13 protein-coding genes are annotated in these 13,097 nt (G+C 71.4%); 3 read left to right on the forward strand and 10 right to left on the reverse strand.

Going from position 1 to position 13,097, the window contains the following annotated elements; all coding sequences use genetic code 11:
- The first annotated feature begins 27 nt into the window (after positions 1–27).
- The 3 genes from J3P44_RS10285 to J3P44_RS10295 are packed head-to-tail and all read left to right on the forward strand — an operon-like array spanning position 28 to position 1,587.
- Positions 28–705, forward strand: coding sequence for an EcsC family protein (locus tag J3P44_RS10285; RefSeq protein WP_255890251.1), 678 nt, complete (start codon positions 28–30; stop codon positions 703–705).
- Position 706: 1 nt separating this feature from the next.
- Positions 707–1,417, forward strand: coding sequence for a maleylpyruvate isomerase family mycothiol-dependent enzyme (locus J3P44_RS10290; protein WP_255890252.1), 711 nt, complete (start codon positions 707–709; stop codon positions 1,415–1,417).
- 17 nt (positions 1,418–1,434) lie between these two features.
- Positions 1,435–1,587, forward strand: coding sequence for a hypothetical protein (locus J3P44_RS10295; RefSeq protein ID WP_255890253.1), 153 nt, complete (start codon positions 1,435–1,437; stop codon positions 1,585–1,587).
- A 44-nt stretch (positions 1,588–1,631) separates the two neighbouring features.
- Here the strand turns inward: J3P44_RS10295 and J3P44_RS10300 are convergent, their stop codons facing one another.
- The 10 genes from J3P44_RS10300 to J3P44_RS10345 all read right to left on the reverse strand — a co-directional run bounded on the left by J3P44_RS10300 (position 1,632) and on the right by J3P44_RS10345 (position 12,807).
- Positions 1,632–2,045, reverse strand: coding sequence for a nuclear transport factor 2 family protein (locus J3P44_RS10300; RefSeq protein ID WP_255890254.1), 414 nt, complete (start codon positions 2,043–2,045; stop codon positions 1,632–1,634).
- A gap of 229 nt (positions 2,046–2,274) precedes the next feature.
- Positions 2,275–2,862: a GNAT family N-acetyltransferase gene (locus J3P44_RS10305; protein ID WP_255890255.1), complete on the reverse strand. Its 588-nt coding sequence runs from the start codon at positions 2,860–2,862 to the stop codon at positions 2,275–2,277.
- Between the two features lies 1 nt (position 2,863).
- Positions 2,864–4,060: a hypothetical protein gene (locus tag J3P44_RS10310; protein WP_255890256.1), complete on the reverse strand. Its 1,197-nt coding sequence runs from the start codon at positions 4,058–4,060 to the stop codon at positions 2,864–2,866.
- Positions 4,057–5,229 (reverse strand): hypothetical protein, encoded by a 1,173-nt coding sequence (locus J3P44_RS10315; protein ID WP_255890257.1) that lies wholly within the window; start codon positions 5,227–5,229, stop codon positions 4,057–4,059. The genes J3P44_RS10310 and J3P44_RS10315 overlap by 4 nt, the downstream gene beginning before the upstream one ends.
- The gene (locus J3P44_RS10320; protein WP_255890258.1) at positions 5,226–6,311 is read right to left on the reverse strand and encodes a hypothetical protein; all 1,086 of its coding nucleotides are present in this window, start codon (positions 6,309–6,311) and stop codon (positions 5,226–5,228) included. Before J3P44_RS10320 ends, J3P44_RS10315 begins: the two co-directional genes overlap by 4 nt.
- Before the next feature lie 34 nt (positions 6,312–6,345).
- Positions 6,346–7,275: a hydroxymethylglutaryl-CoA lyase gene (locus tag J3P44_RS10325; protein ID WP_255890259.1), complete on the reverse strand. Its 930-nt coding sequence runs from the start codon at positions 7,273–7,275 to the stop codon at positions 6,346–6,348.
- Positions 7,272–9,257 (reverse strand): acetyl/propionyl/methylcrotonyl-CoA carboxylase subunit alpha, encoded by a 1,986-nt coding sequence (locus J3P44_RS10330; RefSeq protein ID WP_255890260.1) that lies wholly within the window; start codon positions 9,255–9,257, stop codon positions 7,272–7,274. Before J3P44_RS10330 ends, J3P44_RS10325 begins: the two co-directional genes overlap by 4 nt.
- A 79-nt stretch (positions 9,258–9,336) precedes the next feature.
- Entirely contained in the window at positions 9,337–10,908 is a 1,572-nt protein-coding gene (locus J3P44_RS10335; protein ID WP_443678172.1) for a carboxyl transferase domain-containing protein, read from the reverse strand.
- Between the two features lie 19 nt (positions 10,909–10,927).
- Positions 10,928–12,115 (reverse strand): sensor histidine kinase, encoded by a 1,188-nt coding sequence (locus J3P44_RS10340; protein WP_255890261.1) that lies wholly within the window; start codon positions 12,113–12,115, stop codon positions 10,928–10,930.
- Entirely contained in the window at positions 12,112–12,807 is a 696-nt protein-coding gene (locus J3P44_RS10345; protein ID WP_305122270.1) for a response regulator transcription factor, read from the reverse strand. Before J3P44_RS10345 ends, J3P44_RS10340 begins: the two co-directional genes overlap by 4 nt.
- Between the last annotated feature and the right edge of the window lie 290 nt (positions 12,808–13,097).

The following is a 13,097-nucleotide window of genomic DNA, read 5'->3' on the forward strand; positions in this document are numbered from 1 at the left end:
GCTAGCGAGTGAACGTACGATCGGGGCATGGGCTTGAAGCACACCGTCGGACGCCAGCTCGCACCGAGGATCCAGGAGCTCGCGCCGGGACTCACCACCGGTTTCGTGCGCGAGGCGCTCAACCGTGCCATCGACGGCGTCGGGCCGCTGTCGCCTGCCGCGGTGGCGGCTGACAAGCAGCTGGCCGAGCAGCGCGGCAACGTCGACCGCGCGATCCACGAGGTGATCGAGAACAACGTCCGCATCGCCGGCGCGCAGGGGTTCGCGACCAACGTCGGGGGTCTGGTGACGATGGCGATCGCGCTGCCGGCCAATGTCACCGGCCTGGCCGTGATCCAGTGCCGCATGGTCGCCGGGATCGCGCACCTGCGTGGCCACGACCTGACCGATCCCCGGGTCCGCAACGCGATCCTCGCGCTGCTGCTCGGGGAGGAGCAGGTCGGCGACCTGGTCAAGAAGAAGAAGCTCCCCGCGACTCCGATGGCACTGGCCACCGCACCGGCCCACGACCCGACCCTCGACGGCACCATCGCCGCGATCGTCGCCACCGACATCATCACGCGCGTGGCCGGCAAGCGGCTGGCGACGACGGTCGGTCGCCGCGTGCCGGTCGTCGGTGGCGTCGTCGGCGCCGGCGCCGACGGCTACGCCACGTGGAAGATCGGGCGCTACGCCGACCGCGAGCTCCTGCCGCGCAGGCGCTGAGGTGGCGGACGGACCAGGACCGACCCACGAGGCGCCTGACTGGCTGGGTCTGCTGCGCGCCCACACGGACCGGTTCGCCGACGTCATCGGCGACGCCGATCTCGGTGCTGCGGTGACGTTCTGCCCGGGCTGGTCGCTGCGCGACCTGGTCATCCACCTCGGGGGTGTCCACCAGTGGGCGGCTCACGCCGTGGTCGAGGGGAACCCGCACTTCGAACCCCCCGAACCCGGTGAAGGAGGGCGCTCGGCGCTGGCTGCGTGGTACCGCCATCACGCCTCGAGCCTCGTCGACGTGCTGACCCTGACACCCGCGGACGCACCGGCCTGGACCCTGCACGACCAGGATCCGACCGCCGGCTTCTGGAGGCGCCGCCAGGTCCACGAGACCGTGATGCACACGTGGGACGCCGAGGAGGCACTCGGCGTACCCCGCCCGATCGACCCCTGGCTCGCGTGGGACGGCGTCTTGGAGGTCACGGACGTCATGTACCCGCGGCAGGTGCACCTCGGTCGCGTCGAACCGCTGTCCCCTGCACTGCGCCTGGTCGCCACGGACGTGGCCGGCGACGTCACGATCGGCGAGGGCGAGTCGGTGATGGCCCGGGGCAGGGCAGAAGTTCTGCTGCGCCTGCTGTGGCATCGGGCCGACCCTGACGCAGAGGGGGTCGACCCGCGAGCGGGAGCGCTCCTGTCAGCTGCCGTGGCCCCGTGACGTGCGAGGGTGGGCACATGATCATCAACCCCGGCAGCCACCGCCCCCAAGGCCCCTGGGACCCCGACGAGAAGCGGAAGTACATCGATACGACCTACTTCTGGACGCTGATGCCGCTCCTGCTCCTCATGCTTGGCACCATCGCGCTGGTCTACTTCCTCGGCGACTGACGGCCCAGCACGGGTTCAGGTGTGAGGTCTACGACTCGAGCACATCAGGGCCGTTCGGCCGATTCCTGTTCTGCGTCGGCGTGCCGATGCACGACCTTCCACTCGCCGTCCTCGCGCCGATACACCTGCGTGACCCGCAGCACGTAGTCGCGGGGCTCCCCGTCGACGGTGGTGGAGGTCAGCTCACGGTGGACCGTGTAGGCCAGGTCGCCGCTGACATCTGCAGCCACCAGCTCGATGTCGCTGGACGTCGCACCGGAGAACGTCTGCTCCAGCTTCTTGAAGATGTCTCGGGCTGCCTCGGGGCCGACGGCGCTGAGCCACGCACCGAACAGCGTCACCGGTTCTCGCTCGGACCAGGTCTCGAATCGAGGTGCCGCATCACCGTTGTGCAGGGCCACCTCGGCGGATCGCCAGACAGTGTTGAACCAGTCGAGGAAGTCGTCGCGATCGCTCATGACGACATTGAACTCGCGAACACCCATCCTGGACAGGGACCTGGGCGGCGTTAGAAGAGCAGCGGGCCGTCGGGGGTCTACCGGCCGCCGGGGAGCACGATGCACCGCCCGACGGCGCGCAGGCCGTGAAACCCGCAGCTGAAAGCTCGCATGCACGGCCTCGAGGTGGCCTCAATGCCGTACGAAAACTTTCGCGCGCGTCCGAGGACCGCGATGCGCGCATGCACGATCACAGGCACATCTCGGGCTTCGAAGTGCCCCTGAGCGCTGTCCACTCCTCGTCGAGGAGTGCGTAGCCCACCTCGTCGAGCCAGCCGAGCTCGTGGTGCCACAGCGCCCGGCGCGCGTGACGCTCGCGGCGCATGCCCGCGCGTTCGAGAACCCGGACTGAGGCCAGGTTGTCGGCGTTCGCGGCAGCGGTGACCCTGCGCAGGCCGAGCCCGTCGAAGGCGGCGTGCAGCAGCGCGCGAGCGGTGGCCGCACCGATGCCCTCACCGCCGAACCGCGGGTCGACGATGTAGCCGATCAGACCGTCGGTGCCCGTGGGGTGGCCAGGTTGGCCGACTCCGTCAACGATGTCGAGGAATCCCATCGCGACCACTTCTCCGTCCCGCTCGACCACGCAGGAGTAGTCAGTCGGACTGCTCGGAACGGCCAGCCAGTCACGGCGCAGCTCGTCCGGATCCACGTAGGTGCGCACCATGAAGTGGTTGACCCCTGGGTCGTTGCGGAAGGCGAGCAGCGCCTCGATGTCGGGCTCGGCCGCCTCACGGAACAGCAGGCCGTCGATGCGGATCGGCCAGGGACTCTCGTGCATTTCAGCCCGCGCCGCGCCTGCGCACCCGCCGATAGGCATCCAGCGTCCCGCGACCGGCAGCGCTGTCCTCCAGGCTGGCGACCACCTTGCGCCGGATGCGGTACGACGTCGTCAGCCGCGCGCGGTCGCGCTCCTCATGCGCCTCGCGGAGCTCCTCGTGCAGCCGCTCCTCCACCGCCCGGAGGCGGGCGGCCTCGACCAGCAGCGCGCTGATCGCGTCGAGCGCAGGGGGCAGCAGCTCGTCGGCGGTCGCCGTGTCGGGATCGGCGAACGTGCCGAGGTCCGTGCCGATGAGGTCGTCGAGCGAGCCGGCGACGTCGTACCCGCGCTCGGCCAGGACCTCCACCCAGCTTCGCGACATCTCCTGCGCCCACGCGTGGTCCTCGGGCGCGAGCCCGAGCCGGGCCGAGGCCACGCCCCGCGACAGCGTCTGGTGGGCGAGCAGCTCGCGCACGAGCGGGCGGTAGTCCGGCGGCGCGAGGATCGACGTCACCCGCTGGTTGATGGTGCGCAGCAGTGAGGTCTCCGGCACGCCGAGGGACGGGTTCTCCCGCTCGGCCGTGAGGTCGAGCGGCAGGTCGTCGAGGCCGAACGTGCGCGAGAAGCGGCGCCACAGCTCACCGCGGTCGGAGCCCGGCGGCGGCACGGTGACCAGGTGGACGCGGTCGGCCGGCAGGGATGTACCCCAGCGGTCCAGGATGTCGGGGACCTCCTGCACCGCCCAGAACCACGACCCGATCTTGGAGTCGCGCGCGGGGTCCCGGATGGTCTGCAGGAAGCGGGCGTAGGTGATGTGACTGCGGTGCTTGACGTTCTCCTGCCACTCCGCCGGGATCTGACGGACCAGGTCGCGCACCGAGAGCACGAGGTGGACCTCGGCGTCACCGAGCGAGGCGAGTGCGCGCGCCACCTGGGCGGGTGTGGCCCGCGCGAAGATCTCGTGGCTGATGATCGCGGTGCCGTGCCACCCGCGTACCTGATCAGCGAGCCGGTCCCACTCGCCGACAGCCTCTGTCTCGAGGCCTCCCCACGGCAGCGTCATCAGGTCGAGCGCCGCGAGGAAGTGCGCGTCGAACCGGTCGGCCGCATAGAGGATGTCGTGCTCGCGGAGCAGGGACTGGTTGCGGAACAGCACGTCCTGGAGGTAGGACGTGCCGGTCTTGGGACAGCCCACGTGCAGCAGCACCCGCTTGCTCACCGCTCCACCTGCCCTTCAGTCTGTCCGGCGCCGCGCCAGCTCGGGTCGACGACCATCCGGATCGCCAGGTCCAGCACCTGCTGGTCGTCGGCACCCGTACCGGTCGTCGCGGACGGCGCGGTGCGCGGCGCGAGGTCCGCCAGGTCGCCGACGACAGAGTAGCCAGCGCGGGTGATGCTGCGGGTCATGCGCTCCGCCGAGGAGGCGACCCACTCCCGCTCCCGCGTCGGTACGCCGACCGGCGCGACGCCGTGGTCGGGGATCCGTCGCTGCAGGGTCCGCATCAGGGCGGGTCGCTCGGGGGCAGGGACCTTGAGGCCCACCACGGCCGCGACCCGTCGGGCCAGCTCGGCCTGGTCGGCGCCCGGGACCCGGACGTCCGGGAGGTGGCGTACGCCGACCTGCCGGGGCAGCTGGTCGAGGTCGGTGACGATGCGCACCAACGGACGGCGCGCGTTCCACCGGCGTACGGACGCGACGAGGTCCGCACGCGCCGGCAGCTGATCGCGCTCGCGCCAGAACCGCAGCCACTCGGCCCACGGCTTGGTGCCGCTCTCGAAGCAGCGCTGGGTCCAGGTGCGGGCCAGCAGGTCGTCGAGCGGTGCGCCGACCGCGACGAGGAAGGGACGAGGTCCGCCCTCGGGACGCCCGCGAGCGAGCAGGTCCTCGCGGAGGGCGCCGACCAGCACGGGGTCGCCCACCAGCCGGAACCTGCGCCGCCACGGCCGGGGCCACGACGTGCGGACCGGGTCGGCGCCCAGCGCGACCAAGTCGTCGGCGAGCACCACGCTCGCCACGCGGAGCAGCTCGTGCGCGCTGACCGACTCGGGGTCCACCGGGCGCGGCCCGAAGCCGGGTGCGGTGGCGCCCACCAACGGCAGGTCGGCCTTGCCCCGTCCCGCGGCCGGGGCGGCGAGCACGCGATCGGCGAGTCGAGTGCTGGACCCGTCGTTGCCGCCGCGGGACTGAGCACTCAACTGCGCAGCCACGTTGATCCGCCGGAGCAGCTCGAGCTGCTGGGCGCCCGGGAGCGGACCTGTGCGGCCCGTCTCGGTCGCGGGTCGGCCGGCCCACGCCAGCCACGGCGTCGTACCTCCCTCGCGCAGGTGCGCGACCCAGCTGTGCGCACGGGCCGACGACTCGGCCGCGGTGGGACCGGCGCTGGTCAACGCTCGCGCAGCCGACGCGCCGTGTCGCGCACGCGGTCGCCGATGGAGTCGGCCGAGGAGCGGCTGGCGGCTTCCTGGGTCATGACCGTGAGGGCGTCGAGCGCCGCGCCGAGCTCGAGCTTGGCGCGGACCCGGTCGGGGTTGCGCCACTCCTCGTCGTCGGCGGGTCGCCGGGGGCGCAGGTCGTCGATGTCGCCGATGACGTCGACTCCGCTGCCCTTGATCCACTCGATCCAGAGCTCGGCCCGCTCCTCGGCGAAGTCGTAGCGGTCAGGGGGGAGCCGCACCGGCACGGCCTTGCGGGAGACCAGCACCTCCTGCGCGAGCATCTCGCGGATGAGGCCGTCGTACGCCGGCTCGCGCCACACGCCGAGCTCGAGGCGACGGTTGAGCTTGCGCAGCAGCGACGTCTCCGCGATGCCGAGGGAGCGGTTGTCGCGCTCGGAGTCGAGCGGCGCCCATGTCGGGTCGATCCCGAAGGCGCGGCAGAACCGCAGCCACAGCTCGTCGCCGTTGGGGCCCCGGTCGTGGGGGACGGTGACGACGTGGACGCGCTCGGGCGGCAGCTTCGCGCCCCACTGGGACAGCACCCGCGGCAGGTCCATCGCGTTGAAGAACCAGGTCTGGCCACGCTCGACCTTGGTGAGGAAGCGGCGGAACGGCCACTTGCGGCCCTGCTTGATCGACTCCTGCCACGCGGCGGGCAGCTGGCGCCCGAGGTCGCGCGCGGAGTAGATGACGTGGACCTCGCTGCCGGCGAGGTCGTTCATCGCCTTGGCGATCTTGTCGGGCTTGGCGCCGGCGAGGATCTCGTGGCTGATCACCACGTTGCCGTCGGCTCGACGCACCTTCTTGACCATGGAGTCCCAGGCACCGTTGGCGTGGCCGGGCGCGCCTCCCCAGTCCTGCTCGAGCAGGTCGAGGGCCGCGCGGAAGTGGAACGTGTCCGCCCGCCCCATTCGCGGGCCCGGGATCGTCACGCCGTGCCGGGCCAGGGATGCGGAGTTGAGCACCAACCGGTCCTGGAGATAGGTGGTCCCGGTCTTGGGTGCGCCGATGTGGAGGTGGACGACGCGGCTCATGGCGCTGATTGTGCCAGTCCGGGTGGGGATCCGGTCAGCGCCCACCCAGCGCCCTGACCACAGCACTCGGGCTCGGTCGGCCGAGGTGCCCGGCCATCCACACGCTGGTCGCCACCACGGCCTCGAGGTCGACACCGTGGTCGATCCCGAGGCCGGTCAGCATCCAGACGAGGTCCTCGGTGGCCAGGTTGCCGGTGGCGGACCTGGCGTAGGGGCAACCGCCGAGTCCACCCGCGCTGGCGTCGAACGTGGTGATCCCCACCTGCAGCGCGGAGTGGGTGTTGGCGAGCGCCTGGCCGTAGGTGTCGTGGAAGTGCATCGCCAACCGGTCGGTCGCCACGCCTGCCTCGGCGAAGGCCGCGACCAGCGCCCTCACGTGCCCGGCGGTGGCGACGCCGATGGTGTCACCGAGGCTGAGCTGGCTCGCACCCAGGTCGAGCAGCCGGGTGCCGGCCGTGACGACCTGCTCGATGGGGACGGCTCCCTCCCACGGGTCGCCGAAGCACATCGAGACGTAGGCCCGCACGTCCATCCCGGCGTGGCGGGCGCGCGCCACGGTGGGCTCGAACATCGCGAACTGCTCGTCGAAGGTGCGGTTGAGGTTCTTGTTCGCGAACGTCTCGGTGGCGCTGCCGAAGATGGCGATGTGCTCGAGGCCCAGCTCGAGTGCCCGGTCGAGGCCACGCTCGTTGGGCACCAGCACCGGGAGGTGGCGGCCGGCCTCGCCCAGCTCGGCCATCAACAGGTGCGCGTCGGCGAGCTGCGGCACCCACCTGGGGTGCACGAACGAGGTGGCCTCGACGATCGGCAGTCCCGCGGCCACGAGGCGGCGTACGAACTCGGCCTTGACCTCGACCGGCACGATCCCCTTCTCGTTCTGCAGGCCGTCACGCGGGCCGACCTCGTAGATCGTGACCCGGTCCGGGAGGCCGTCGGGGCGGACGGTCATGGGAAGCGCGCTCATGCGCCGGGCTCCGGGTCTCGTGACGGGCGCGGAGCGCCCTCCTCGACCAGCGCAGCCGTCACCACGAAGAGCGACGCCCCGAGCTTGACCTGCTCGCCCGCCGTGGCACCGACCGAGGTGACCGTGCCCGCGAAGGGTGCCTTGAGCGCGAGCTCCATCTTCATCGCCTCCATCACTCCCAGCGTCTCACCCTCCGCCACGGCCTGGCCCTCCGCGACGTTGACCGCGAGGACCGTGCCGGGCATCGGCGCGAGCAGCGTCCCGTCACCGGCAGCCGCGGCGTGGTCGGCGAACGGATCGGGCCGCTCCCACGACCAGCGCTGCCCCCGGTGCACGACCTCGACGAAGTCGCGCTGCACGTTGAGCACGGCGTGCTCGGCGTGACCGTCGACGAGGAGGTGGACGGTGTGGTTCGCGGCCGACACCATGCGTACGTCGTGGCTCACCGCGCCGTGCGTGACCCGGCCGCGATGCCGGTCCACGACCACCAGGTCGTCGCCGAGCACGACCGTGTCGGGCGCGGGGTCGCCTCCCATCCGCCAGCCGTCGGCGTGCCACGGACCCGAGGTGCCTGTGGGGTCGGAGGTCGTGTCGAGGAGCACCTCGGTCCACGCGCCGAAGACCCGCGCCAGGTCGGCGTCTGGCGCAGGGACCTCATGGTCGTCGAGCCACGCCGTGTCGATCGTGGTGTCGCGGAACTCGTCGGAGGCGGCGAGCGCCCGCAGGAAGCCCGTGTTGGTGGTGATGCCGAGGACCGCGGTCCGGTCGAGCGCGGCGACGAGCGTGGCCCGCGCCGCCTCGCGGTCGCTCCCCCAGGCGATCACCTTGCCGAGCATGGGGTCGTAGGAGGTGCTGACCTCCTGGCCGGGCTCGAGGGCGTGGTCGACGCGGACACCCTCGCCGTCAGCCCACCTCACGATCGACGTACGACCCGCTTGGGGCAGGAAGCCGTTGAAGGAATCCTCCGCGTAGACCCGTGCCTCGATGGCGTGCCCTTCGAGGGTGACGGCCTCCTGATCGAAGGGCAGCCGCGCGCCGGTCGCGACCAGGAGCTGCAGCTCGACGAGGTCGACCCGACCGTCGGCCCAGCCGTCGACGCGGACGACCTCCTCGGTCACCGGGTGCTCGACCTGGAGCCGGGTGTTCATCTCGAGGAAGTAGAACTCGCCGGAGGCGTTGTCGAGCAGGAACTCCACCGTTCCGGCGCCGGTGTAGCCGCACTGCTGCGCCAGCGCGACGGCGGACGTCGTGATGGCCGAGCGCTGCTCGTCGGCGATCGTCGGCGCCGGCGCCTCCTCGAGCACCTTCTGGTGCCGGCGCTGGGTGGAGCAGTCGCGCTCGAAGAAGTGCAGCACGTGACCGTGCGCGTCGCCCAGCACCTGCACCTCGATGTGGCGGCCGGACTCGACGTACTTCTCGACGAGGATCGTGTCGTCGCCGAACGCCGAGCGTGCCTCGCGCTGCGCGGCGGCGTACGACTCCTCGTAGGCGTCGCGCGACCGCACCACCCGCATGCCCTTGCCGCCGCCGCCCGCGGCCGCCTTGACCAGCACGGGATAGGCGAACGTCGCCGGGTCGACTGCGGCCGGACCCTCGAGGGAGTACGACGGCACGACCGGCACGCCGGCAGCGACGGCCACCTCGCGCGCCGCGTCCTTGCGACCCATCGCGTCCATCACGTCGGCCGACGGGCCGACGAGTGTGATGCCCGCGTCGGCCAGCGCCCGGGCGAAGGGCGCGCGCTCGGAGAGGAAGCCGTAGCCGGGGTGGACGTAGCCGGCGCCGCTCTCGCGCGCGGCCGCCACCACTGCGTCGATGTCGAGGTAGGACTCGACCCGGACGGCGCGGTCGGCCGCCCGCACGTGGGGGGCGTCCGCGTCGAGGTCGGTGTGGATGGCGACCATGCGCCAGCCGAGGCGCCCCGCCGTGCGCATCACCCGCAGGGCGATCTCGCCGCGGTTGGCAACCAATAGCGTCTGCATCAATCTTCTCCTTCGGGGTCCCCGCGGCGTTGTTCGCGGAGGAGCGGAGCGGGGGAGCGAAGAACGTCGTGGGGTGAAATCACATCCTGAAGATGCCGTAGCGGGGCTCCGGGATGGGCGTGTACGACGTCGCGGCGAGCGCCATGCCCAGCACGCGGCGGGTGTCGGCGGGGTCGATGATCCCGTCGTCCCACAGCCGCGCAGTGGCGTAGTAGGGCGAGCCCTGGGTCTCGTACTGGTCGCGGATCGGCGCCTTGAACTCCTCGTCCTCCTCGCGGCCGGCGACGGTCGCGAGCACCGACGCGGCCTGCTCGCCGCCCATCACCGAGATGCGCGCGTTGGGCCACATCCAGAGGAAGCGCGGGTCGTACGCGCGACCGCACATGCCGTAGTTGCCGGCGCCGAACGAGCCGCCGATGACGACGGTGAACTTCGGCACGACGCTGCAGGCGACCGCCGTGACCAGCTTGGCGCCGTCGCGGGCGATGCCCTTGTTCTCGTACTCGCGACCCACCATGAAGCCGGTGATGTTCTGCAGGAACACCAGGGGGATCTTGCGCTGGTTGCACAGCTCGATGAAGTGCGCGCCCTTGAGCGCCGACTCGCTGAACAGGATGCCGTTGTTGGCGACGATGCCGACCTCGTGGCCGAAGATCCGGGCGAAGCCGCAGACCAGGGTCTCGGCGTAGAGCTTCTTGAACTCGTGGAACCGGCTGCCGTCGACGACGCGGCGGATCACCTCGCGCACGTCGTACGGCGTGCGGGTGTCGGTGGGCACGACGTCGTAGATCGACTCCGGCGGATGGTGCGGCTCCTCGACCTCCGCGCTCGCCTCGCGGGCCGGCCGGGCAGCGGGCAGCGTGTCGACGATCGAGCGGACGATGGCGAGCGCGTGGGCGTCGTCCTCGGCGAGGTGGTCGACCACGCCGGAGGTGCGGGCGTGCACGTCGCCGCCACCGAGGTCCTCGGCCGTGACGACCTCCCCCGTCGCGGCCTTCACCAGCGGCGGTCCGCCGAGGAAGATCGTGCCCTGGTTGCGCACGATCACGGTCTCGTCGGACATCGCCGGGACGTAGGCGCCGCCGGCCGTGCAGGAGCCCATGACACTCGCGATCTGCGGGATCCCGGCGGCCGAGAGGTTGGCCTGGTTGAAGAAGATCCGGCCGAAGTGCTCGCGGTCGGGGAAGACCTCGTCCTGCATCGGCAGGAAGGCACCGCCGGAGTCGACGAGGTAGATGCAGGGCAGGTGGTTCTCGGCGGCGACCGTCTGCGCCCGGAGGTGCTTCTTCACCGTCATCGGGTAGTAGGTGCCGCCCTTGACGGTGGCGTCGTTGGCGACGATGACGCACTCGCGGCCGGACACCCGGCCGATGCCGGCGACAACGCCGGCGGACGGCACCGCGTAGTCATCACCCCCCGGGCCACCGGCGTACATCCCGAAGGCGGCGAGCGGACTCAGCTCGAGGAACGGGCTACCGGGGTCGAGCAACCGGTCGACGCGGTCGCGGGCCAGCAGCTTGCCCCGGTCGGTGTGCTTGCGGCGCGCGTTGTCCGACCCGCCCAGGCGGACCCGGGCCAGCCGGGTGCGCAGGTCGTCGACGAGGTCGCGCATGGTCGGGGCACCGGACGGAGCACTCTGGGGATCGGACACCGACTCAGGTTAGCGATCGTTAACCTGTGGCGTCCAGTGGCGGGAACTCTCCCCTGACGGTGGTGCCCCTCCCGGGCTCGGTCTCCAGGTGGAGGGTGCCCCCCGCCGCGGCGACCCGGGCCTCCATGCCGAGGAGGCCGCCCGGGGTCACGACGTGGCGGTCGAACCCGCGGCCGTCGTCGGAGACGCAGAAGCTGAGGTGCGGCAGCCCGCGAACCGTGACCAACACCTCGGTGGCGCCGGAGTGCTTGGCCACGTTGGTGAGCGCCTCGAGGATGCAGAAGTACGCCGCCGCCTCCACCTGCCGGCTGGGGCGGGTGAAGTCGGCGATGTCGAGCGTCACCGGCACCACCGAGCGTCGCGCCGTCGACTGCAGGGCGGCGACGAGGCCGCGCTCGGTCAGCAGCGGCGGGTAGATCCCGCGGGCAAGCTCACGCAGCTCGAGCAGCACCTCCCGGTTGTCGGTGGCCAGCTGGTCCATCAGGCGCGAGGCCCCCTCGTGGCGACCGGCCAGGAGCTCCTTGCGCGCCCGCTCGACGGTGACGCTCATCGCCAGGAGCCGCTGCTGCGCTCCGTCGTGGAGGTCGCGCTCGATGCTGCGCCGGGCGGCATCCGCGACCTCGACGATCAGGGTGCGGGACTCGACGAGCTGGTCGCCCTTCTCCGACAACCGTTGGTAGGCGTCGCGGACGAGGAAGGTCACGACGAGCACCACCGCGGGCAGCGAGGAGGCGATGACCACGGCGTTGACCCACCAGAGCTCGTTGAGCGCGTCCTGACGCCGCCACTCCCCCAGCGCCGCCACCCCGGCACTGCCCACGACCGCGAACACCCCGAGTGCGTTGAGCCAGGGCCGCGAGACGTAGGGGATCGCGACGAGCATCGGGATCATCATCAGCAGGGCAGTGAGCGGCGAGAGGTTGGGCGTCGCCCAGGTGCCCCCGACGCCGAACGCGGCAGCCGACAGGGTCAGCCCGATCAGCACCACTGGCGCGCCGTGGCGCGGCGTGAGGGGCAGCGTCCCGAGCATGAACAGCAAGGACAAGACCATCACTGCGAGGTCGATCTCCACCGACCTGTGGCGGAAGCCGAGCACGTAGGCGCCGGCCAGCGCGACGATGGAGACCACGAGTGCCAGGAGGTTGAGGCGCACCAGGTGCGCCAGTCCCGGGTCGAGCGAGTCCCAGCCGGACAGGAGCCGCCTCATCGACGCGGCGCCACCCCGCCGCCCACCCCGACCTCACTGAGGAAGACCAGGGTGGCTGCGACCCGGCGGTGCACCGGTGCGTCGGAGGGCAGGTCGAGCTTGCTGAGGATCGAGTTGATGTGCTTCTCCACCGCCCGGTCGGTGACCACGAGCTCGTCGGCGATCGCCGCGTTGGTCATGCCGCGGGCGACCATCGCCAGCACCTCCAGCTCGCGAGGGGTCAGCCGGTCGATCACGGAGTCGTGCCGTCGGGTGCTGGTCGCCATCAGCGCGTCGACCACGATCTGGTCGATCACCGAGCCGCCGGCCGCCACCGTGCGCAGCGCGGCGACCAGCTCGTCGACGTCGGCCACGCGCTCCTTGAGCAGGTAGCCACGACCGTCGCTCCCGTCGCGGACCAGGTCGAGGGCGTACTCGACGTCGGAGTACTGCGTCAGCGCGACGACGCCGATGTCGGGATGCGTACGCCGCAGCTCCCCCGCCGCACGGATGCCCTCGTCGGTGAAGTCCGGCGGCATCCGGATGTCGGTCAGGAGCACGTCGGGACGGTGCTGGTCCACCGCAGCCAGAAGCTCCGGGAGGCTCGTCGCGGTAGCGACCACGTCGATGTCGTCGAAACCCTCGAGAAGGGCCAGCACACCGGCGCGGAGCAGGTCGCCGTCCTCGGCGAGGACGACTCGGATCTGCGACATGCCGCGAACTGTAGTCACGCGGACGCCCCACGTCGGTAGAGCAGGCACCACACCGTGAGCGCCTCGCTTCCCCCGTGAGGGGGTGGTGACCTGCGATCCTCGTGGGGTAAACGAAAGGTGGTGCTGGCACGACTGAACTCGCTGGTCACCGCGGGCACACTTCTCCCGGGAGAAGGTGCTCTGATCGTGGGGATCAGTGGGCCGCCGCGGGGGTGCGGCCCACTGGAGCATCGAAATGGGGAGGTACGCGTGATTCCGCTTGCTGTCTGGGAGGCGCCCGAGCGCCAGGT

The sequence above is a fragment of the Nocardioides astragali genome (genome assembly GCF_024436375.1).
GTDB classification, from domain to species: Bacteria; Actinomycetota; Actinomycetes; order Propionibacteriales; family Nocardioidaceae; genus Nocardioides; species Nocardioides astragali.

Coding starts and splice junctions, on each gene's coding strand:
- J3P44_RS10295 (WP_255890253.1), top strand. CDS start 1,435: ATGATCATCAACCCCGGCAGCCACCGCCCCCAAGGCCCCTGGGACCCC.
- J3P44_RS10300 (WP_255890254.1), bottom strand. CDS start 2,045: ATGAGCGATCGCGACGACTTCCTCGACTGGTTCAACACTGTCTGGCGA.
- J3P44_RS10285 (WP_255890251.1), top strand. CDS start 28: ATGGGCTTGAAGCACACCGTCGGACGCCAGCTCGCACCGAGGATCCAG.
- J3P44_RS10320 (WP_255890258.1), bottom strand. CDS start 6,311: ATGAGCCGCGTCGTCCACCTCCACATCGGCGCACCCAAGACCGGGACC.
- J3P44_RS10340 (WP_255890261.1), bottom strand. CDS start 12,115: ATGAGGCGGCTCCTGTCCGGCTGGGACTCGCTCGACCCGGGACTGGCG.
- J3P44_RS10345 (WP_305122270.1), bottom strand. CDS start 12,807: ATGTCGCAGATCCGAGTCGTCCTCGCCGAGGACGGCGACCTGCTCCGC.
- J3P44_RS10305 (WP_255890255.1), bottom strand. CDS start 2,862: ATGCACGAGAGTCCCTGGCCGATCCGCATCGACGGCCTGCTGTTCCGT.
- J3P44_RS10325 (WP_255890259.1), bottom strand. CDS start 7,275: ATGAGCGCGCTTCCCATGACCGTCCGCCCCGACGGCCTCCCGGACCGG.
- J3P44_RS10330 (WP_255890260.1), bottom strand. CDS start 9,257: ATGCAGACGCTATTGGTTGCCAACCGCGGCGAGATCGCCCTGCGGGTG.